General features: G+C 55.9%; 13 protein-coding genes and 2 tRNA genes. 11 read left to right on the top strand and 4 right to left on the bottom strand.

Translation table 11 applies throughout. From position 1 onward, the window contains the following. Window positions 1-55 precede the first annotated feature (55 nt). Window positions 56-139: transfer RNA gene (locus tag KQI65_17420), tRNA-Leu, on the bottom strand. 11 nt (window positions 140-150) lie between these two features. Next, window positions 151-225 (bottom strand) — tRNA-Lys (locus tag KQI65_17415). A 160-nt stretch (window positions 226-385) separates the two neighbouring features. On the opposite strand from KQI65_17415, the gene KQI65_17410 reads away from it, so the two are divergent. Beyond that, the gene (locus KQI65_17410) at window positions 386-1,024 is read left to right on the top strand and encodes an HAD-IA family hydrolase (protein MCB2206526.1); all 639 of its coding nucleotides are present in this window, start codon (window positions 386-388) and stop codon (window positions 1,022-1,024) included. A gap of 44 nt (window positions 1,025-1,068) precedes the next feature. On the opposite strand, the gene KQI65_17405 is transcribed toward KQI65_17410, so the two are convergent. After that, window positions 1,069-1,608 (bottom strand): hypothetical protein, encoded by a 540-nt coding sequence (locus tag KQI65_17405; protein ID MCB2206525.1) that lies wholly within the window; start codon window positions 1,606-1,608, stop codon window positions 1,069-1,071. 78 nt (window positions 1,609-1,686) lie between these two features. Between KQI65_17405 and KQI65_17400 the strand changes: the two genes are divergently transcribed. The 10 genes from KQI65_17400 (at window position 1,687) to rsmB (ending at window position 21,612) form a co-directional block, all read left to right on the top strand. Further along, window positions 1,687-2,202, top strand: coding sequence for a GAF domain-containing protein (locus KQI65_17400; protein ID MCB2206524.1), 516 nt, complete (start codon window positions 1,687-1,689; stop codon window positions 2,200-2,202). 195 nt (window positions 2,203-2,397) lie between these two features. Continuing rightward, window positions 2,398-3,702: an oligosaccharide flippase family protein gene (locus KQI65_17395; protein MCB2206523.1), complete on the top strand. Its 1,305-nt coding sequence runs from the start codon at window positions 2,398-2,400 to the stop codon at window positions 3,700-3,702. Window positions 3,703-3,775: 73 nt separating this feature from the next. Continuing rightward, the gene (gene porU / locus KQI65_17390; GenBank protein MCB2206522.1) at window positions 3,776-7,771 is read left to right on the top strand and encodes a type IX secretion system sortase PorU; all 3,996 of its coding nucleotides are present in this window, start codon (window positions 3,776-3,778) and stop codon (window positions 7,769-7,771) included. A 69-nt stretch (window positions 7,772-7,840) separates the two neighbouring features. After that, a complete protein-coding gene (porV, locus tag KQI65_17385; protein ID MCB2206521.1) occupies window positions 7,841-9,013 on the top strand; it encodes a type IX secretion system outer membrane channel protein PorV in 1,173 nt (390 codons plus the stop codon). 135 nt (window positions 9,014-9,148) lie between these two features. Continuing rightward, window positions 9,149-12,427, top strand: a complete 3,279-nt coding sequence (locus tag KQI65_17380) for a hypothetical protein (protein ID MCB2206520.1) — start codon at window positions 9,149-9,151, stop codon at window positions 12,425-12,427. Between the two features lie 45 nt (window positions 12,428-12,472). Continuing rightward, window positions 12,473-15,574, top strand: a complete 3,102-nt coding sequence (locus KQI65_17375; protein MCB2206519.1) for a biopolymer transporter Tol — start codon at window positions 12,473-12,475, stop codon at window positions 15,572-15,574. Between the two features lie 144 nt (window positions 15,575-15,718). Continuing rightward, on the top strand, window positions 15,719-17,725 hold the full coding sequence (locus KQI65_17370; protein ID MCB2206518.1) for a CHASE2 domain-containing protein: 2,007 nt from the start codon (window positions 15,719-15,721) through the stop codon (window positions 17,723-17,725). 107 nt (window positions 17,726-17,832) lie between these two features. Beyond that, window positions 17,833-18,759: a DUF928 domain-containing protein gene (locus tag KQI65_17365; GenBank protein MCB2206517.1), complete on the top strand. Its 927-nt coding sequence runs from the start codon at window positions 17,833-17,835 to the stop codon at window positions 18,757-18,759. 168 nt (window positions 18,760-18,927) lie between these two features. Next, window positions 18,928-20,208: a hypothetical protein gene (locus KQI65_17360; protein ID MCB2206516.1), complete on the top strand. Its 1,281-nt coding sequence runs from the start codon at window positions 18,928-18,930 to the stop codon at window positions 20,206-20,208. Window positions 20,209-20,229: 21 nt separating this feature from the next. Further along, window positions 20,230-21,612 (top strand): 16S rRNA (cytosine(967)-C(5))-methyltransferase RsmB, encoded by a 1,383-nt coding sequence (rsmB, locus tag KQI65_17355; protein MCB2206515.1) that lies wholly within the window; start codon window positions 20,230-20,232, stop codon window positions 21,610-21,612. Between the two features lie 78 nt (window positions 21,613-21,690). Here the strand turns inward: rsmB and ftsH are convergent, their stop codons facing one another. Next, window positions 21,691-23,631, bottom strand: coding sequence for an ATP-dependent zinc metalloprotease FtsH (ftsH, locus tag KQI65_17350; GenBank protein ID MCB2206514.1), 1,941 nt, complete (start codon window positions 23,629-23,631; stop codon window positions 21,691-21,693). Window positions 23,632-23,672: the final 41 nt, after the last annotated feature.

The raw sequence follows: 23,672 nt of genomic DNA, 5'->3' as shown, positions 1-23,672 counted from the left end.
TGCTGTGGAACATTGAAGAGCAGTTCGGCGAGACTTGCAGTGTAAAAGAGAGTTGTGCGGAAGGCGGGACTTGAACCCGCATGCCCTTTCGAGCGCCACCCCCTCAAGATGGTGTGTCTGCCAATTTCACCACTTCCGCATTCAACTTTTTGGTGAGGCTGGATGGGCTCGAACCATCGACCCTCTGCTTAAAAGGCAGATGCTCTACCACTGAGCTACAGCCCCTCCACAAAAAGTGGTCTCTAAATCTAAATGATTTTTATCTGCAGTGCAAGTCTGACGCCGCATTCTCTTCGTTTTTTTATGAATAAGGGGGTGTTTCGTCGCGGCATATAGCTGTAACTTGCCAGAGAGGACGTTTGTTCCATAGCAAGAAGGGATGTTTGTGCCGCTTTTTTTGATGTTTGACCTCGATGGAACGCTGGTGGATTCGATGGGTGACATCCATATCGCCTCCAACCTGCTTCTGGCTGAATTCGGTTTGCCGGAAATAGATCTTGCGCGTCTGCGTCCCTGCATTGGAAGGGGAGTGGAATACCTTGTCCATGGCATTCTGCTTGCTTCCGGATGGAACGCGGACATCCCGGCGGGGGCCGTCCCACGCTACCGTGAACTCTATGCGGCGCATGCCCTTGATACCACCAAGCCCTATCCGGGCGTGCGTGAAACGCTTGATCGCCTGGATGTGAACATGGCGGTAATCAGCAACAAACCGGAGCAGGCGTCGCGTGCCATTCTCGAGGCGCTGCGACTCGACATGCACTTTGTACATATTGCGGGTGGAGACAGTTATTCCGCCATGAAGCCCTCGCCTGTACCGTTGCTGTCAATGATGGAACTGGTGGGTGCGCATGGGGAAGAATCCTGGATGATAGGGGATTCGGTGTATGACATCGAGGCGGGGAAGTCTGCCGGCGTGCGTACTGCGGCAGTAACCTGGGGATTCCAACCCGTAGAAAAGCTGAAGGCGCTGCATCCGGAGAGGATGTGCAGCGCCTTCGAGGAAATTTCTGATCTGAGATGATCCGGGGCTGTTGGTATCTGTCCCGTATCAATCGAATAGCCGTATCAGTCGAACAGGTAGTACAGGCCAACCTGCGGAAGCGGAAGGAAGGTCCCTTCAGAGAAATACGTAAATGCGATGCTTCCGGTGAAGATCAGCGTGTTCGAGATATCCCATTCATAGCCGAGACCGAGTCCTGCGCGGAACGGCGACACAAGGCGGGGATCTTCTTTTCCCGGTTCCCAGGTGCCGTCAGCCACGGTGAGTTCGTCTTCCCCGTTCGTATAATACCCCATACCAACGAATGCAAAGAAGCGGGAGCGGTGACGCCAGTCGAGATCGAACTGTCCTTCAAATCCGACGGATGCCATGGTTTTTTCACCGGCCAGCAGTCCACCTGCCAGCTGCACACCGAAGCGTCCGAGTGGGTGGAAACGCACGCCGACGCCCATGCCGGACATCAGTCCCGCCTGGGCACCCACGCCCCAGTGCGACTTGCTCATGTAATAGTGCCGTTCGCCTGAAGACTGTGCCTGAAGGCTGCCCGCAGCGATGAGAAGAAGTGCGGGGACGATCAACGAAATCGAAATGAAGCGGCGGTTCATGCTGAAGACCCTCATAGTTGTGAGAATAAGTAAAGCTAGGTATTTTCGGCTAATTGTCAAATCGGAGCATCCCACATCATGACCGACACTCCAGTATCACAGGATTCGACACCTGAAGCGCTGCTCGCACAGCTCGATGCGCTGATGCAGCCTTCGGAACCACTTCTGACACAGCTTGCGAACGCTGCAGCGTTTCTGTACTGGTCGATGGCGGAGGTGAACTGGCTTGGTTTCTATCTCGCTGAGGGTGATGTGCTCTATCTGGGGCCGTTCCACGGCAAGCCTGCCTGTACGTTGATCCCGATCGGCAGCGGAGTCTGCGGCACAGCGGCCGCAGATGGCCAAACGCAGCATGTCGATGATGTGCACAGCTTTCCGGGACATATCGCCTGCGATGCAGCGTCGAACTCGGAGGTGGTCGTGCCGCTGTTCGATGCGGAACAACGCGTCTGGGGCGTTCTTGATGTGGACAGTCCCCGTCATGCGCGTTTTTCAAACGAAGATGTTCGCTTTCTCGAGCACGCGGCCGAACTCGTGCAGCATCGCTGCATCGCGGCGGGGGGACGCATTTTCCCGCTTGACAAAACGTCGTGAATTCCCTAATTTCACTTATTACCGCCCATCTCAACTTTCCGAGAGTGCCATAGACAGATCGTTACCTGCTGAGAACTACGAATCACGCACCGTTTGGAACGGATGTCTACTGTACCTGTCGTATTTCGGAAAGTACTCCGAACACATTGGATATTTTCACGGCTCCCGCGTCATGCGAGCTTCGCACCCGTACGCATGATCGGACCACGTGACATACCCGCGCTTTTCCGCACGGAGCTGGGGAGGAAATCCTCCATGTACTTTGCGGCACTCGCGCTGAACATGGTACTGGGACTGCTGGTGTACATGATACTGACGCGGTCGATGGCGGTTGAGAGCTTCGGGACCTACAGTTTCATCGTGGCGGTATTCCTTTTCTCAGGCGTGTTTTTCGATTTCGGACTCGCTCCTGCCGGCATGCGCCTTATGGCGATGGTCGAGGATAAAGCTTCGTTCTCACTGCGCGCAGGTGCGCTGCTGATGCTTTCCTCGGGAATAGGCATTCTCTTTGCCGTTGCCGTGTTCGGTATTTCTTTCGGCATCGATGCCTGGTGGCCGCATGGGGAAGCAGGCAGCATCCTGCGGCTGGCCGCGCCGTTGGCGGCGGTGTATCCCCTGCAGGAAATGGTGCTCAGCATCAGCCAGGGCAGCAGTCGCATGAAACTGATGAGCGGTTTCCTCCTGCTTCCTCGAATACTGCTTCTCGCACTCCTGCTCGTGCTCGTCTGGCAGGGAGGGATAGACGTGCGCACGGCGGTGTTCGCCACACTGATGTCCCTCGGCGCCGCGATAGGTATCGCAATCAGTTTCATGACCCCGTCGTTCCGGGGACTGGGACAGGAATTCAAACGCATCCGCAGGGAAGTCCGGGAATTCGGCAGGGAAGTCTACGCGGGACGCGTGGTGGACGGACTCACCACGGGACTCGACAAGCTGCTGCTCGGTTTTTTCCACGGTATGAGTCCTGTCGGCTTCTATGCCATCGCCATGACGATGAGCACGCCGATAGGGATGTTCAGCAAGGCTGTTTCGCATAGTGCCTACAAGCGGTTCGTCGTCGAACAGCGCATCCCGGGCCGCCTGCTCGCCGCAACCGTGGCCTGGTCGACACTGGGTGCACTTCTTCTCTGGGCTGCCGCACAGGTGCTGGTACCGCTTTTCTTTACAGACCGTTACGACGAAGCTCTGACAGTGCTGCCATGGATAGCCGCGGGTTTCGGACTGGCGGGACTCAACCACCCGTTTCATTCCTTCCTGGCGGCGCACCGGCAGGGACGCGCCATCCGCATCATGTCCATCAGCAGTTCCTCGGTCAATATCGCACTCAACATTGTTCTGATCCCGATTCTCGCGATGACAGGTGCGGCAATCGCGTTCGTTGCGACCTACGCAGTGAACATCGTCATGAACCTGTATTTCTATCGGCGTACAGTCGGTGGGGGGGCTGCAGCGCCATCGGAGGCGTTTGCACACACGGAGGAGGATATGCGTCATGGATGAGTTTTGGAATTGTTTCATGTCAATTGATATGGCAGGTTGCGGGGTGTCGTCACAACGGAAAAAGCAGGTGCATATGCTGAAGTCTTTGCTCTTGGTCCTTCCCCTTTCCCTCGTCCTCAGCGGTCAGCTGGCCGCACAGGAAGTGGTCGTGCTTTCAGCGGATACTGAAAGTATGGTCGTGGAGTATCGTCCTGCAGTTTCCATGGATCACCCTGATGCGGATGGTGTGGTATTCACTTTCAACGGTTCCGTCACCGGCGACATTTCAAGGGCCGGCATGCCAGACCTTCGCTACAGGAAGGAACTGGTTGCACTGCCGTCCATGGCAAATCCCGACATTGATATTCTGCAGGTGGATTACCGCGAGGAAGGTCCTCTCAATCTTCTTCCCGTTGCGGACATTCGCCTGACACCAGAGGGGAAGGAAGAATACATCTACGAGGAGGGCCTCGGCTACCAGATTGACGGGCTTCTGCCTGCAAACTGCGTGCAGGTTGCGAATCTGGGCAGGTCCCGTTCGCATATCATCGCAGATCTTCAGCTGTATCCCGTGCGGTGGAATCCCGTAACCCGCATCGCCAGGGTGTACACGCGCATTCGCTTCCGTCTGCATTTCGGCACGGCCGAGAGCGGCCTCCAGCAGGGAAGCGCACCTATCGTGGATGTTCTCAATCCCGTACAGGCCGCAGCATGGAATGTCCCACGCCAGCACAACCTGTTGCGCAGCACCGCATCACCAACCATGGCGGACGGACAGTGGTATCGTTTTGAGATCGGGGAAACAGGAATGTACCGCATTTACGCGAACTGGTTCCGTGATGCGGGTATTGATCCCGGCAGCTTCGATCCGCGCACTTTAAAGATTTACAGTAATGGCGGAAAGGAAAGGAATCCTGACCTCGCTGCGTCCCGTCCCGATCCCCTGCAGGAAATTCCCATCGAAGTGATCGGTGAAGAAGACGGCCGGTTCGATGGTGAGGATTACATTCAATTTTACGGGCAGGGACTGAGCGGACTCGAATGGAATCCCTCTGAAAGGCGTTATGCACATTACATTCACCGTTTCGATGAGACGAACCGCTATCTGTTGACCTTCGGCGGAGCCGAGGGGCGGCGCATGGAATATGAGGACGTTCTCGATCCGCAGACCGAAGCCGCAACCCCGCAGAACTTTCCCGAAGTTCTGTTCGATGAATCCGAGGAAAACAATCTGCTGAATTCCGGGAGGCTCTGGGTCGGCAAGCGCCTCGTACCCAACGCGGGCAGTGCTTCCGATCTCGTCCTGACGCGGAAACTGCACGGACTTGTCTCCACCCGGCCGGTGGGGTATCGTCTGCGGCTCGTTTCGAGCTCCGAAGTCGAGAACAGCTTCAGTGTGCGTGCGAATGACCAGCCACTCAGCGTGATCGGAATGGGGACGGTCGATTTCGGCACCGAGACCGGATCTCTCGCAAAGATCGTGACGCGTGATCTCGAAGGGAGCGGGAATCTTGCCGACGACCGATCAACACTGACCATGACCTACCAGGCCGCAAACACAGAGAGCGTTCGAGGTGGATATGTCGACTGGGTGGAGTGGCATTATGCCCGGCGTTTTGAGCCACTCAACAACGAATTGCTGTTCTCATCGCCTGATACGGCCGGGAACATCGCTTTCGTGCTCAACGGCTATACCATGTCTGACATCATCGTCTACGATGTGACCGATTACCGGAATGTCCGCCGTATGTCCGGCGTGGATATCTCCGGCGGGACGGTGCGTTTTCGTGTTGCCGTTGACAATGGCGCGCCGCGACGCTTCCTTGCCGTCGCTTCGCCGGCGATGAAAACCCCCGGCGCTCCGGCACAGGTGGCGAACAACGATTTGCTGAGCAGCAGTGGCGCACGCTACCTGATCATCACCAACCGGGAGCTGGCACAGCCGGCACAGCGGTTGAAAACCCACCGCGAGCGCGCAGAGGATCCCATCAGCAGCATGGTCGTGACGGTTGAGGATATCTACAATTCTTTCAACAGCGGGGTGAAGGATCCGACGGCGATCAGGGATTTCCTGGCCTGGGCCGTCGAGAACTGGAGTACCGCTCCGGAATACGTGCTGTTGTTCGGTGACGGACATTTCGATTACCGTAACCATACGACACCGGAACCCATCATCGTTCCTGTCTGGGAGTCGGAAAATTCCACCAGCCGTATCGGCACCTATGCGAGTGACGATTACTACGCCATGGTGGTGGGGACGGACTCCAGGGTCGATCTGGCAACGGGACGCATCACCGTGCTGACCGTTGAAGAGGCCAATACGGTGATCGACAAGATCATTCATTATGAGACCGATCCCGATTTTGCGGTGTGGAAGAACAAAGTGACGTTCGTTGGCGATGATGGCTGGACGTCCACCGCCGATACCGACACCAATGAGCACACACGACAGTCAGAATCTCTCGCTGATATGATCCCGGCGGATCTCGAGCAGGAGAAAATTTACCTCGTGTCATACCGCACGGAAATCACCACGCAGGGAAGGCGCAAACCCGACGTCAATGCCGCGATTATCGATCGCATCAACGAGGGTACGCTGATCATGAATTACACCGGGCACGGCGCGCACGACATCTGGGCACATGAACGCGTGTTCGTATCCGATGTGACCGTACCGCAGCTCAATAACTATGATCGTCTTACTTTCGTGACCGCTGCGACATGCACCTTCGGACTGTATGATGCACCGGGAATCCGCAGCGGCACAGAGCGTCTGCTTCTGCATGAGCATGGCGGCTCCATCGGCGGGCTCTCCGCTCCGCGTGTCGTCTTCTCTTCCGAGAACAGCGCCTTCAATACGGAATTTTTCAAGCGTCTGCTCAATGAAGGAAGGGAATCGGACGGTCGGCCCCGGCGCCTGGGCGATGCCATTTATGCGGCGAAGGTCAACCTCGGATCCAGCGTGGATGGATATGCGAAATTCCATCTCTTCGCGGATCCTGGATTGCGGCTGGCGCTCCCGCGCTATCGCGCCCGTGTCGATCGCATCCTCATCAATGGCGTGCCGGCAGTCTCCGACACCGTGCAGCTTCGGGCATTGAGCAACGTCACGCTCGAAGGCAGCATACTGAAGCCTGACGACAGCGTATGGATGGATTTCGACGGTACCGCGGAAGTGAGTCTTTTCGATGCGCAGCGGCGCGTCGTGGTACAGGATCCCGGCTGGAATAATTTCACATACACCATGCCTGGGGGACTGCTGTATCGCGGACAGGCGAGTGTCGACAACGGCCGTTTCGCGGTCAATTTCATCGTCCCGAAAGACATCAGCTACGAGAACAACAACGGCCGCATCGCCATGTATTTCGAAAACGGCGAAGTGGACGGGGCAGGATTCAGTCTCGACCTCCGTGTCGGCGGCTCAGACAGCAGTGCCACCGCGGATAACGCCGGTCCGAATGTTTCGGTCTTCCTCGATACCCGCAGCTTCCAGCGCGACGATGAAACCGGCACGGATCCGCTGCTCATCGCCGACCTGTTCGACGAGAGCGGTATTAATACGACCGGTCTCGGTATCGGCCATGACATTGAAATCTGGCTGGATGGTTCGAGCAAGGGAACCGTGCTCAACAGCTATTACAGGGGAGACATCGACTCCTATCAGCAGGGGACGGTGGAGTTTCGCATGCGCGACCTCACGCCGGGATATCACACGCTGCGCATGCGCGCATGGGACATCTTCAACAACTCCACCACGGTGGAAACGGCGTTCAACGTCACGGGTGGCCTGTCATTACAGGATATCAGTAACTACCCCAATCCCGTCTCCAGTGGAACCACCTTCTCGTTCCGGCACAACGTGCTCGACCCGGTCATCGTCGATGTGCTGATCTACGCCACCAGCGGACAGCTGGTGAGGCATCTGCGCACCGGTGAGATAACCACCCGTGTGGTGGAAATTCCGTGGGATGGAAACAGCGTGGACGGTGTACCGCTCGCGAACAACCTGTACCTCTACCGTATCGTCTGCCGTACTGCCGATGGCGCACTGGGCAGCGAGGTGAGTGGCCGGCTGGTCGTGGTACGCTGAGATGTATTGAATTTGCAAGAAAATGGTAATAAATTAACTGTTCTGTCATAAGGTTTTACGAGGAATTACATGATTCGCAAGAGCAAATCCCTTCTTTGTTCCGTCGCAGTGCTTCTGCTGCTGCTTCCCCTGGCGCAGGATGCGATGGCACAAACGAACACGGCCGTGCCCTTCATGCTGATCTCCCCCAGCTCGCGCAACAGCGCCATGGGTGAGGCCGGTGTTGCGATCGCGGACGACGTTTCAGCAATTTTCTGGAATCCCGCCGGTCTCGGTTTCCAGAAAGGCCAGGAACTCAGTCTCAATCACTCGAACTGGCTCCCTCAGTTCCAGCAGAGTGATCTCTTTTTCGAGTACGCCGGCTACAAGATGGATGTGCCCTCCACCGGCGGTACGCTCGGTGCGGCGCTGACCTATCTTAATCTCGGTGAATTCGAGCGCCGTGATGAGGGTAACAATTCTCTTGGAACGTTCAAGAGCTATGAGATCGCCTTCACCGCATCCTACGGCACGCGTCTGGATGAGGACTTCGGTATCGGTGTCGGTCTTCGCCTGATCCACTCGAGTCTTTCCCAGATCGGTACCGCGCACGAATCCGGTTCCGGTACGGCGACGGCAGTTGCTGGCGATATCGGCGTGCTCTATCGTCCCTCGAAGCTCACGCTGCCGTTCAGCGATACGGATATCGGCAACAGGCTTGCGATCGGCGCCTCGATCACCAACATCGGTCCTTCGCTCAGTTACATCGACGAAGCGCAGTCTGATCCTCTTCCCACGGCACTCCGTATCGGCTTCGCGTACGATCTCGTGCATGAGAAGTACAATACGCTCACCTGGACGACGGATGTGACCAAACTTCTCGTCAGCAGGAACGACGAAGATCAGCCGGATCCCTTCTACAAGGCGATTTACCGCAGCTGGGATACACCGGGCAACGTGTTCAATACCTTTACGCTCGGTACGGGCTTTGAGTACTGGTACTCACAGCTCGTCGGTCTGCGTTTCGGATTCTTCCATGAGGATCCCTCCCAGGGCAACCGCCGCTTCCTGACTTTCGGTGCCGGCGTGCGCTACGACATTTACGGTTTCGACTTCAGCTACATTTCCACGGCGATTTCCGACGACGACACGCCGAGTCCGCTTTCGGAAACGCTGCGCTTTACGCTCACCGTCAACTGGAACCGCGCTGGCGGACCGGAAGACGACGGTACGCGTATTCCTGCTGACGACGCCGCGAACTGACAGAGCGGAGTGTATCCGCAGAGCATCACCTGAAAACGCGCTCACCCTCTGTGCAGGGGGTGAGCCGTTTTTCTTCCCCCTGAACGTGACGACAGGTTCAAGCACGACGCCAGATTTATTGCAAGGGATAACAGCATGTTCCGTATCCGTGGCTTTGGTTTCCTTCTCCTTATTCTTCTCGCAGCAGTCTCGCTGCATGCGCAGCAACAGCCGTTGCCCGAACGGGCGGTACCCCGGCTGAGCCATGCGTTCAGTCCCCATCGCACTGCCGATGTCGCGATGACTGCAGCGCTGCCTGATACCATCCGGCTTCTCGCCGTCATGGTTGAATTCCAGGAGGATGCGGATGACCGCACCAGCGGCACGGGGAAATTCGGAACGATATACCAGTACGATTATGGCACGGAAATCCTTGATCCCATGCCGCACGACAGGGCGTTCTTTCAGCAGCACCTGCTGTTCCTCGAAAACTATGTACGTAAGGTTTCCGGTCGTCGCACCATCCTCAAAGGAACTGTGCTTGACGGCATCGTGACCGTGGACAAGCCGCTCGGGGAATACAGCTTCAAGGATGGGGAATCGGAATCCCCGGTCGCGCAGCTGGCGGTCGATGCATGGACCGCAGCGGGACAGCAGTTTGCGTCCTTCCCCTTCGGCGCCTATGACATGTTCGTCGTCTTTCATGCCGGGCGGGGGAGAGACATTGACCTGGTAAGCATCCAGGGCTATGATCCCACACCGCTCGACATCCCGTCGCTTTCGTTTACAATGGAAAGTTTCCAGCGGCTGTTGGGAAGCAGCTTCAGCGGGATTTCCATGCCGGATGGATCGTCCATCAACAACTGCGCAGTGATTCCCACGACCAACAACAGGGAAATCCCGTTGATCGATGGATCGACGGGACTACTGGAGTTGACCACCAATGGACTGCTCGCCGCGAGTTTCGGTACCTGGGCCGGTCTCCCCGACCTCTTCGACACGGAGACCGGGAAGACGGGCATCGGACGGTTCGGACTGATGGATGGTGAAGGAATTTTCGCATACGGCGGCATTTGTCCCCCCGAACCCTCAGCCTGGGAAAAACAGCTGCTGGGCTGGACCATTCCCCGCGAAGCCATGCCGGGAAAGAACAATTACCTGATGACAGCATCCGACTCGCTGACCACGCCGGATGTGCTGCGTGTGCCGATCAGCGGCGACGAGTACTGGCTGGTGGAGAATCGTCAGCGTGATCTCGGCGGCAACGGACAGAGTGTGACCATCGTATCGGGCGGACAGACGCAGACGCTGCGTTTCCCGAAAGACACCACGGGTTTTCAGAACAGCGACGTCTCGCAGCTCAAGGGTGTCATCATCGATGTCGAAGATATTGACTGGTCCCTCCCGGGCGGACGCGTGCTGACCGACGACAGGGAAGCGCGGATTAACGGCGGACTGCTCATCTGGCATATCGATGAAAGTGTCATTACTGCGTACCGGTCATCGAACTCCGTCAACACGGGCGACCATCCCCGGGGCGTCGACCTTGAGCAGGCCGGTGGACCACAGGATATCGGTGAAGACATCGAAACAGTATTCGGTACCGAAACCGGGACCGGGTCGGCACTGGATTATTGGAGGCGAGACAATATCTCCCCGGTGTACACCAACAGTTTCGGCATGTTCACCGCCCCGAACACCCGCGCAAACAGCGGCGCGTTCACGCATGTGACCATGGACAATTTTTCGTCCAGTGCCCCCATCATGTCCCTCGATGTCGCGCTCGGCGACAACACCATCGCTCCCCTCGAAGGATGGCCGGTGGACCTGTCCACTTCTCTCGCCGAGAATCGCAGCGTGTCAATCACGACAGCGGATCTCGATGCGGATGGCATTGATGAGATTCTTGCCGTCTTCGCCAGTGATTCACTGCCTGGGGCGTCCACCACTGAACTACCGCCGGACAGTGTAAAACTGTTCGTTCTGCGGCAGGATGGGACGCCATTTCTTTCCACGGGTGCGCTGTGTTTCGTGGATTCCCCAGCGCGTGTCGCAACGACTCCCACAGTTGGAGATTGGGACGGCGATGGTGTCGCCGAAATTGCGTTGGTGACGAAAAATGATGTATTGACCGACGTTGATGCACATGTCTGGCTGCTTTCTCCGGATGATAGCGATAACGATGGCATGTTCGATATCGATCGGCAGTTTTTGTTCCCCGCGGAGAACGGGAATTATCTCCTCTGTCCGCCGACGCTTGTCGGTAATCATCTTCTGTTTCGCTCAGCGGGTGCGGACAACGACACGATGTATGTCGTTACCTCCGATATCACACGCTATCCCACAGCAGCGAGTCTGTGGTCTCCGGATCTGCCTCGCGTACGCACGCCGTTCGCGGGGCATCGCATCGTTGCGATGAATGAACACCTCGCATTGTTGATAGGCGGATATCCTACGGTGCTCTTTGATGTCACGAACGGGAGTGTCGTCGATGCGCATGATGATGTCGGTATTCAAACGCCGTACGCCCCGATCTTCTCGTACCATAGTTCAGCTGCAGCAGATTATGACGGGGATGGCAACATCGAAACGATGTACTTTGTGAGGGGAGATCCCGTATTGTTCAGCCGTCCAGATGACCAGAATGTCCGGACTTCTCAGGACTTCGGAACAAAACTTCCTTACAACGTTACGATCCCTCATGTCGCGGCGGCGGATGTCGACGGGGACGGCCGCATGGATGCGCTGCTCAGCAGTGGAACCGAATTGCGCGCACTGAATTATGCGTACTCGACCGTCAATAATTATCCCGTCTCAGAGGATATTCGTTTCGCACTTTCGGCGAATCTTGGATCACAGGAAGGTGACGCGGTGTTCGGCGTAGGCGAACGGCAGGTCTGGCAGTTCAGGACCGGTGCTCATCATGCCGACGGTTTTCCCGTACCGATTCCTTCACTGGCTGATGTCGCACTGCTGCGCACCGCCTCCGGAAAGCTCGGCATTGCCGCGGCTTCGCCAAACGGGAATCTCCTGCTTTTCGAGACGGCGAACGCTGTGACGGACGATCAGTTGCTGTGGCGCTCGCGTCAGGCCAATGCCGGAAACAACTGCGCGGTGCTTCAGACGACGAATGCCAGCAATCCCACCGAGGACTTCTTCCCCGAACAGCGTTGTTATCCCTGGCCGAATCCGACATACGATAATATCAGTTACATTCGCGTCTATGTCTCGGTTGACGCTGACGTCAACGTAAAAATCTATGATCTCGCCGGCGACAAGGTTGACGAGGTGAACGGTTCCGCCGTCGGTGGCGTGGACACGGATCTCGCCTGGGATGTCAGCGGCATCGAGAGCGATGTTTACCTCGCACACGTGAAGGTGACGGCCGGATCCCGCAGTGAAGAGAAAATCATCAAAATCGCAGTTGTCAAATAACACTGCTGTTCCTGGAATCAGCGCATCAGAGCAATACGGTCCTGCATGAAATTACGCACGTTTTTCCTGACCCTCCTTGTCATATCCCTCTCGTCCGCAACACTGCTGGCGCAGCCCGACAGCTACTCCGCGCCGGAGAAGGACTGGTTCACCATCACCACGAAGCATTTCTACGTGCATTACCACGAGGGCGCGGAGCGCACGGCGCGCGTCATCGCGAAGGTGGCGGAGGATGTGTACGGTCCGATCACCTCGCTGTATGATCATGAACCCGACACGCGCGTGAGTTTCATCGTCAAGGACATTTCGGATTACTCGAACGGCGCTGCGTATTTCTTCAATAACAAGATCGAGATTTGGGCTTCGCCGCTGGATTTCGACCTTCGCGGCACGCACAACTGGCTGCGGAATGTCATCGCGCATGAGTTTACGCATATCATCCAGATACAGGCGGCGATGAAATTCGGGCGCCGCATACCCGCGTTGACCTTCCAATGGTTTGGCTACGAGAAGGAACGACGGCGCGACGTGTTGTACGGCTATCCGAATCTACTCGTATCGTATCCCTTCCCGGGCGTCATCGTACCCCCCTGGATGGCGGAAGGGACGGCGCAGTTTCAGCGTGGACTCCTGGGCTATGAGAGCTGGGATTCGCATCGCGATATGATCCTTCGCAGCTATGTGCTCAGTGACAGCATGCTCACCTGGGGTGAGATGAGCGCTTTTGGAAAAACCAGTCTCGGCAACGAAAGCGTGTACAACGCGGGATACAATCTCACGCGCTACATTGCGCAGAAGTACGGGGAAGAGAAGCTGCCGGAAATCACACGTGACATGAGCGATCCTTTTGTCTTCACGGTGGATGCCGCCATCAAAGACGTACTTGGTGTCTCGGGGCAGGAGCTTTATGATGACTGGGAAACGCACCTTCAATCCGAATATGAAAAACGTATCGCCCCGGTGATGAGCAAGCGTGTGGAGGGCAACCTCATCGCGGATGTGGGGTTCGGAAACTTCTATCCCACCTGGGCGCCGGACGGGAAATCCTTCGCCTACGTCTCCAATAAGTACGCGGATTATTTCGGGCAGTCTGCCATCTATCTCCACGATATCGAAAGCGGGGAAGAGCGTATGCTCACGCCCGGCGTGTCGTCCACCGTCTCGTGGTCGCCCGACGGCAAGCGCCTGCTGTACTCGCGTTACAACGATCCCTCCGTCTACGGTCATCTCTACTACGATCTTTACGAGTACAATCTCGATTCGGAGGAAGAGACGCGAATTACTAATGGACTGCGCGCATTCAATCCGAGCTTCTCGCCGGATGGCAGCAGCATTGCCTTTGCCTTCGCAAATGACGGGACGGTGAATCTCGGGCTGGTGGATGCGGACGGCGGCAACTTCCGTAATGTCACCGGCTTTGTCTCGGGCGAGCAGATCTTCACACCGACCTGGTCGCCGGATGGGAAGTGGATCGTATTTGGCTATGCGCCACGCGTACAGCGCGGTATTGCCCGTGTGCATCCTGACGGAAGCGGCTTCGAACCACTCATCGCGGAAATGCATGCGGATGCCCGGAATCCCCATTTCAGTAAGGATGGCCGGTCCATCTATTACGCCTCGGACAGGACAGGGATTTTCAACATCTACCGCCATGAGCTCGGAGACCGCGGCGAGGATGCGGTGCTCACCAATGTTGTTGGCGGCGCCTTCATGCCGGCCGTCAATGCTGATGGCGATCTGCTGTATGCAGCATATACGGCAGGAGGATACCGCATCGCATCACTGCCCGACGCACAACCGCTGGACGTTGCGGGGCACACCTATCTTCCTTCCGGAATGTATTCTTCACCGATCGCTTCGGTCGATCCCACGGAATGGGATTGGGAGGCGCTTAACAGTTTTGACGATTCATCGGTGCCAAAGTACGAGGAGACCAGCACGTACGAACGGCTGTTCCAGAGCATGATGTACTTTCCGACGATTCGCATCGATGAGTTCAATCCTGACAACAGCGGTGTTGAACTGCTCAAGCCCGGACTGATGATGTACTCGTCCGATGTACTGAACCGTGTGGAATTCATGGCCAGCGGTTCCATCAACATCAAAGGTGAACGCGACCTGTACCTGAATATCACGTTCCGCGACGACCTGCCGCTGTTCAGCAGTATGGGACTGTATCCTGATCTTTCACTGGAAGTGTTCAACGTCACGCGCGGCACGTCCACCGATATCGAGCTTCGAAGCAGGGATACCGTCGGTGTCGACGCGGATTTCAACCTCCTTGCATTTTCCGCGAAACTCGGGCACAACCTCTTCGACAATCATATGCGGCTCGAGGTGGGATACACGCACAGCCGCTATACCAGCACCATCGGCCAGTTCCGCCTGCCGACCACGGACCAGCTCGTCCCTGCCTCTGACAACCTGTATTTTGTCGGCAATGACCTGAGCGCGGTGTTTCGCTACCGCAATCTCGTACCGACACGCGACCGCGAAATCAATCCCGTCGGTGTGCGTTTCACACTGTATTACGATTACGAGTTCAATAATTTCAATCCCAATGGGGATTCCGAAGTTCGCAACGGCATTCTTGTTCCCATATACACGGACTTCAATTTCCACCGTTTCGACGGACATTTGATGCTCGCCGCGGCAATGCCATGGCAGGGACATTCCGTTACCCTCCGGTTGCGTGGCGCGAGTATTCTCGGGCCAGAGGTTGACGACTTCTTCAATTATTACGCGGGCGGTATTACCGGGATGCAGGGTTACACCTATTACGCACTCGGCGGCAACGAACTCGCCACCGCGCAGGTGACCTACCGTTTCCCGATTGTATCGAGCATGGATCTTCGACTCGGTCATATCCTGTTCGACAAGCTATATGGAGGCGTGTTCGCGGACGTCGGCGATGCCGTGATGGCTCCGGATCAGTTCACCGTCTCAGGTATGAAGAAGGACGTAGGCTTTGAACTACGGCTCGAGACGTTCAGCTTTTCCATGTATCCGACGCGTATTTTTTTCAGCGGTGCCTACGGCATTGATGAGTTTACACGCGAATTCCAGCTTGCCAACGTGACCTATGGGAAGGAATGGCGCTGGTACTTCGGCATGCTGTTCGGATTTGACCTCTCCGACGGATTCTGATCAGTTGCAAGGGGGGTGCTGGCGCTCCGGGCTGCGACAGGTGTGCAGGCATTCGATTCCCGTTACACCTCTGCTCGCCTTGGATTTGCTGGGGGGAAATTCTATACTGGGTCAATTCTGCCGTTGAACCCATGTTGATGCGGGATGCGTAAGCGCCTGATCCAGTATTTCTTCCGACTGGAATATCTGGCGGCCTCACTGCTTGTGCTGCTGCTCGTGCAGGTCATGATCATGATCTCGCAACAGTTGCCCGATGCGGATGAAACCTCCTTTCTCAATCCTATCCTCGATCGTATCGACTTCCTCAATATTGCGGACGTCAGTCTCGACGCCATCTTCGCTGTGCGTTACGCCGAGTTTCCGGACAAACGCATCAAGGTTGTGAATATCGGGGAGGTGGCTCCGACGCCAGATGGCAAGATTGCTGCGCTGCTGTACCGGTTGCAGGATCTCGGCGCGGCGGTTGTGGGACTCGATATCATTCTCGATGATTTACACGTCGAACGCTTCCCAGAGGATCGCCTCATGGAGGTTGAGGCCCTGCGTCTTGCGCTGCAGAATGTGCCGAATACCGTCCTTGTAAGCGGCATTGATCTCGAGACCTGTGAGCCCACGTTCGAAATAATACCACCGATTCGTGCTGCGTGCGACAATTATGGCTTCGCGAACCTCGTGCCCGATCGCGATGGTGTCATCCGCCGTTTCCTTCCATGGGCGGAAGTGGACGGTGAACGCTGGATGAGCTTCCCGGTCAAAGTGCTGGACATGGTGCAGCCCTCCGCTACAGAGGCTGTACTCTCGCTGCCTTCAGAGCCGCAGGTGATATACTACAGCTCGACATTCACACAAATCCCCAGTGTCCCCATCGACGATGTGCTCCAGGGAAACATGTATGATTCATTTTTCAAAGATGCGATCGTTCTCGTGGGGTATGTCAACGAAGGCGGACTGTTTTTTCTCGATGATACGCATAAGACACCGATGGGGAAGAAAGTCGGCATTGAAGGTCCCGACATGCCGGGTGTCCTGATTCATGCCAATGTCATTGACATGCTGCTCAAGCACCGTTTCATTCATCCCGTGGCTCCATGGGTAGACTGGCTGTTGACCTTCCTGCTCTCATATATCAGTATCGCCCTGTACCGCATCCTGCGCACCAAGCCACCGGGTCGCTTTGGCGTTGCGGTCTTGATCACGACGGTACTGTTTACCGAAGCGGTGATCGTCTTTTTCCTGCCGCTTATCGCGTTTTTCTACTTCGATCTGAAGATCAGTTACAACCTCATGGCGACTGCCGTACTGCTGTTTATCCCGGCTAATGCGTTTACGACGTGGCTGCGTTTTCGCATTCGGGAATACAGTACACGGCGCGCGCTGTGCCACACGGCAAATCCGCTGTCCGAAGTCATGTGTGTCGCTTTTGAAGACAACGAGCCATTCATCGCACACACGCGGCTGCTGCATGCAGCGGAGGTGTTGCCGGTGTTCGCACATGCCGTTTGTCTCGCAGAAGCCGAAGCACGTGAGGATTGGAAACCGTCCGCATTGCATTCCAGGCTCGATGACTGGCAGCAGCGCATCCCGGAGCTATCGGCACGTTTGCAGGCAGATACCGACATGGCGCGGGAACTGCGACATTTCCTGCTCTTTCTCGATGGAAAGAAAGAGGAACGTATGCGGGAAAGTGCAGTGAAGGAGGCCTTTCTTTCCACTGAGCTGCAGACATTCAATGAATTCGTAGTGTTCGACGAATGGGAACTGCTGCTGCCACGCGTACGCATGCTCTGGGAGCAGCTGCTTCGTAGTTACCTGGATGTGCCGCTGTTCACGGTTGATGATAATGGGCGCTCTCATGGACTCGGTACACTCACCCTGTCCCCGGAGGAAGAGGGCATTTTTCGGGAACTCCGTGCCGGTGTCTATCGTAAAGGAACACATCAATCGCATCCAGTCCGTCTTTCACCGCTCTGTGTCCACGCGGAATGCAAACTTCACAGAAAAAACGAGCTCTTTGTTCTGGGCGGATTGATGCGAAAACAGCACGGATTGCAGCCTTATCCCGCGTATTTCGGTGTCGGTCCCAACTGCGAACCCGTTTTGTCCCGGTCGACTGTAGTCGAAATCCTGGATTTTTATGCAGAAACTGCATAATTCCATTATGAGGAGAGCAATTATGCAGAAACTGCATATCGGGATTTGATGAAATGAAGAAGACGAGCTTCCACGGAACTTGACGTACACTGCTTGGAGAGAATAGAATGAAACGTTTGAGAATTAGTCTGATACTTGTTGCAGCACTGTTGTTCGTGCAGCATGCGATGGCACAGGATTCCTTTCTCGTGATGAGCGTGAAAGGAGATGTGACGTTCAAGAAAGGTGGGAAAGGTGAATGGAGCAAGGTGCGCGTCGGTGATGTGCTGGGGAAGAGTGACAGGGTACGCACTGCCTACGCGAGTTATGTCAAGCTGATGATGGACCAGACCCGGCTGGTCAGTATTGATGCGCATGAGGAACGGGTTTTGAAGGATTTCAAAGCCATCAAGGGTAGAAATGCCGGCGAAATGGCAACGGGATCCATCATGCAGTACGCGGCCCGGCAGATGAAGAAATCCCGTGACAAAAAGGATGCTCCGGTGTATGGCGCCGTACGTGGCAATCTCGATGTATTTTCTGCAGTATTTCCCAAATACGCTGTCATGACCCCTGAGCCTCTGTTTCAGTGGGTGGATGCTGAAGATGCAAAGCAGTACGAGTTCATTCTGCTTGATGATGCGTTCAATATTATCGCGCGCTCACGTTTTGGGGACGACCGCTTTCGCTACATGCCGTCTGAGCTTCCTCCCCTCGAACCCGAGAAACACTACCACTGGCGTATTACCCGTCTGAGTGATGGTATGGAAAGCGATATCCAGAGTTTTCGCATCCTCGCAAAAGACACCGTGGCGGCAATCAACCAGGAACTGAAGAATCTCGATACCGAGCTCAACTCCATGGGAGCAGACGAGGTCACACTTCATCTGATTCGCGGCATCTATTTTGAGCAGCGCGGACTCTACACCGATGCGTTTCTTGAGTACAAGGAGACCATTCGCCTCGCGCCAGAGGTGCAGGAGTATCGCGAAATCATGCGAAATCTCCTGTTCACCATGAAACTGTACTCCGAGGAAGACTATCTCCTCGATTGAGCAGTCTCCCCCGGGATGCTGCAGTAGCAGAGCATGCACCACCGCCTTTCTGTTTGTACACAGGAAGGCGGTGTGTTGTTGGGGGGCAGGGGAGAATGGAGCTATCTTGCTGTTGTCATTACGCTTACAGATGCTTACATTTCTTTCTCACAGAACCGCGTAACCCCCATGGCCATCTGTCTTTTCGAAGACGTTTCTATTTCAACACTGCTGCCGCTGACACACGTCAATCCTGATTTTGATCTTCGCAGCGGGATATTCACGTTGCGTGAGAGAATCGCAAAGTACTTCGGGAATGAAGAACTTCGCCTGTTCACCCGTATGGGCCTGCGGGCGGTGATGGAGGAACGGAGCGGTCTGCCGGTGAATGCGAAAACAGATGCGGATCTCTATATCAGTGGCTCCGCCATCCTGCGCCCCGCTCTTGTCACGCGCATTGAAAAACATCGTGACAAAGACAGGCTCTTCGTTCACGGGCAACGGCTGGTTGCTGCAACCGTGGTAAGTGATGCACTGCGGGAAAAGCTGCACGCATGGCTCACATCCGGCCTGCTGCGTGAAGAACTCGCGCATGATTCCGGTACGCTGCCGGCACTCGATACTTTCGATACGGTGACGGAGGACGTGGAGGAAGCGCCGTTTACCTGGCCCTGGGATCTGCTACTCAATAATGTTGCGTTGCTCAGGGACGATGCTGCGCTCTTTCCGATCGGAAGCGTCGACAGTTCGGCCCGGGTCGCAGCATCGGCGGAGCTGGTTGAAGCCGGCAGCATCTGCATTTCACGAGGTGCGAACATCGGTGCGGGAGTCATTCTTGATGCCAGTGACGGTCCCATTGTCATAGATGAAGACGCAGTGATCATGCCGCAGGCGCTGATTATGGGTCCCGCCTACATCGGCGCGGGCAGCCGCATCAAGGCCGGCGCCAAGATATATGAAGGCAGCAGTATCGGTCCGGTCTGCAAGGTTGGCGGCGAAGTTGAGGAATGCATTTTCCATTCGTACGCAAATAAGCAGCACGATGGATTCGTCGGTCATTCCTACTTCGCGCAATGGACGAACCTCGGGGCCGACACGAATACCAGCGATCTGAAGAATAATTATTCTCGCATACGTGCGACGCTGGAAGGAGAGTCCCGCGATACTGGATTGACTTTTCTCGGCACGATCATGGCAGATCACAGCAAGTGCGGGATCAACACCATGCTCAACACCGGTACCGTTGCCGGCGTCGGCTGTAACATTTTCGGTGGTGGTTTCCCACCCAAGTTCCTTCCCAGTTTCAGCTGGGGGGGAGCGGAAGGACTGCAGGAATACGAATTCGCCCGCTTTGCAGAAACCGCGGCAGTCGTTATGCAGCGCCGTAACATCTCGATGACCGAAGCAGAAACCAGGCTGCTCCGCGACGTATTCGTTCGCACCTCCGGTCAGCGCAGTTCAGCACCATAAACCCAGAGCGATATAGTACCTATGACGAACGATTCACATTCCCTGCCCCCACTTTACACGGGGGTGCGCGGCATCGCCGTGAAAATCCTTACGCGGGTTGAGCGTACGGATGCCTATCTGGACAAACTGCTGGATATCGAACTGGAAACCGGCGATCTCAATCCCCCGGACAAACGTCTGCTCAACGAACTCGTGCACGGTGTGCTGCGCAATCAGTCGAAGCTCGACTGGGTGCTTACGGGTTTCTATCACGGACAGTATTCGAAAGTCGCACCGAACGTGCGCAATGCTCTGCGTGTGGCTCTGTACCAGATCCTCTTTCTCACGCGCATTCCGCATCATGCGGCAGTGAATGAGGCGGTTGAATTCGTGAAGAAATACCGTGGCCAGCGCCTGGCAGATACGATGAACGGACTTCTTCGGAACATCGCCCGGAATGTAGAGAACATCCGCTATCCGCTGGCGACAAACGACGAGGTACAGTATCTCTCCGTTGTTCATTCGCATCCATCCTGGATCGTCAAGCGGTGGCATGCACGCTACGGGTTCGAGGAAACGGAATCACTGTGCAAGGCAAACAACATGCGGCCGTTCCTCACTTTGCGCCCGAACCGTCTGAAGACGAACTACAAGGAGTTCGTCAACGAGTTGGTGGAAGTCGGTATTGACTACCGTCGCTGTTTCTACATGCGTGATTATGTGACCGTCCGTAATCTCCCCAATATCCGCCACGCGCGGCTGTTCACGGAAGGACTGTTCAGCATTCAGGATGAGAGTGCCGGACTTGTTGGGACGCTTCTGGATCCGAAGCCGGGAGAGACCGTCATAGACCTTTGCTCTGCTCCCGGAGGCAAAGCACTGCATGCCGCGGAGAATATGCAGAACAATGGACGCATCATTGCTGTCGATCGTTATGATGTGCGCCTGAACCTCGTCAAGCAGTATGCCGAACGCATCGGTGTTGGAATTCTTGAGACAGTGGAAGGAGATGCCACGACGATCGAGCTTGAACCTGCGGACAAGGTTCTGGTCGATGCTCCATGCTCCGGTCTCGGGACGCTCAGCAAAAAGCCGGATATCAAGTGGAAACGTGATTCCGACGATATCGTCAACCTGACGAAGACGCAATCGGCCATTCTCGACAACGCGGCGAAACTCGTCAAGCCCGGTGGCGTGCTCGTCTATAGTACCTGCACCGTCGAACCGCAGGAGAATCACGAGATCGTCCGCGCGTTCCTCAAGGCGCACCCTGAATTCTCCCTCGTGCATGCCGCGGAATTTGTCCCCAACAGGGTTGTCGATCGCGACGGTTTCCTTGCCACCTATCCGCACAAGCACCGCATGGACGGCGCGTTCGGCGCCCGCATGGTGAAGCGCAGCGATCAGGAATCGCCCAGCGAATAAAGTCTTTTCTCTGCCAGGCAAACAAAAAGCGCATCCTTTTCGGGGATGCGCTTTTTGCAAATGCAGATCAATGCACGGTCAGTCGGACGCCTTCTCAGTCCCGTGCCCGTTCTCACCGAAATGCGGAGGGATGGCTTTCTCCCGGATGATGTACTCGAGTTCCTCGCCTTCGAGTCCCTCCTGGATAATGAGGGCTTCGGCAATCAAGTCGAGCGTGGCACGATCACGGGTCAGCAGCTCACGTGCGCGGTCATAGGCTTCCTTGATCATTCTGCGCGTTTCCCCGTCGACGAGCTGCAGCGTCTCCTCACTGAAATTGCGCTGCGAAAAGGGATTGTCGTTGATATATGATTCGTTGCCGTCCATCAGCGACATATGGCCGAGACGTTCGCTCATCCCGTATCGTGCGACCATGTTGCGTGCCAGTGTCGTGGCGTGCATGAGATCGTTTTCCGCACCCGTACTGATCGTGCCGAACACGATATCTTCTGCTGCGCGACCGCCGAAAAGTACGGCAAGGCGTGAGAGCAGATAATCCTCTGTATAGTTATGTCGTTCGTCAAGCGGGGTCTGCATCGTAACGCCGAGAGCGCGTCCCCGTGGCACGATGGAAACCTTGGTGACGGGATCGGAGCCAGGGGTGAGCTTCGCGATCAGCGCATGGCCACCTTCATGATAGGCCGTCCGTCGTTTCTCTTCATCACTGAGGATGATACTCGAACGCACGTGTCCCAGAATGATGGTGTCGAGTGCGTTCATGAAATCTTCCTTCTCAACTTGGTCCTTCCGCTTCTTTGATGCCAGGATGGCCGCCTCGTTGACAAGGTTTTTCAGGTCTGCCCCGGAATTGCCCGGAGTGCTGCGGGCGATATCTTTCAGATTGATATCCTCGGACAGAGGCACTTTGCGTGTATGCACACCGAGTATCTGCTCGCGCTCCTGCAGGTTGGGGAGGTCAACGGTGATGCGGCGATCGAAGCGTCCGGGACGCAGCAGGGCGGGATCGAGCACATCGGGCTGGTTGGTTGCCGCCATGACGATGACATCCTCATTCGGTTCGAAGCCGTCCATTTCCGAGAGCATCTGGTTCAGTGTCTGTTCCATCTCGCTGGCACCGCCGCCATAAAATCCCTGTATGCCCCCACGGCGGCGACCGATGCTGTCGATCTCATCGACGAAGATGATGCACGGTGCGTTTTTCTTCGCCGTGGCGAAAAGGTCGCGAACGCGGCTGGCCCCGACGCCGACGAGCATCTCGAGGAAGGCGGAACCGGAGACATGATAAAACGGCACTCCGGCCTCACCTGCAACGGCGCGGGCAAGCAGCGTTTTCCCTGTACCCGGGGGACCTACAAGCAGCACGCCTTTCGGTGCACGTCCGCCGAGACGATGGAAATCCTGCGGCCGCCGCAGAAAATGGATGATTTCGTACAGCGCTTCTTTCTGCTCTTTTGCGCCGGCAACATCATCAAACGTCGTTTTGACTTTTTCCTTGGTGTAGGATTGCGCGTTCATTTTACCCATCGACAACAGTCCGCCGGCTCCACCGCCTCCGCCGCGGAGGCGTGAGCTCATGAACATGAAAAAACCGAGCATGATGACGATTGGGAGGATGAACCAGATGATCGTTGTCCATACGCCACTGTTGTCCTGCACCGCGACGACGGTCACATCGTGCTCATCGAGCAATTTCATAAGATTGTCATCAGGGATGGACGTGGGAATAACCACAGTGTATGCAGGGGTGGTGGTGTTTTCCTTCTTGTCGCCCTTGTTTTCCTTGTACGCGGCCAATACTCCCTGATCGATTTCCACTTTTGCAATCTTGCCGCTGGCCACAAGTTCCTTGAACCGACTGTACGGCAGTGTCGAACCCTGCTGCGACCAGTTCCAGAAAAATTGCAGGCCGAAAATGAGGATGAGGGCGATGAGGAACCAGCGATACATGTTCATTCCCTTCATCGGGAACTGTGGTCCCTGTTGTTCCTGCTGTTCGCGTTGCTGCTTCTCTTTGCTCATGCTGTACTCTTGTTCTCATACATACAGCCGGGTCGTGTTGC

Source organism: bacterium, from assembly GCA_020444325.1.
GTDB lineage: Bacteria > Bacteroidota > Ignavibacteria > SZUA-365 > SZUA-365 > BM516.
The sequence above is the reverse complement of the archived record's forward strand: the minus strand, read 5'-3'. Positions and strand labels throughout refer to the sequence as shown.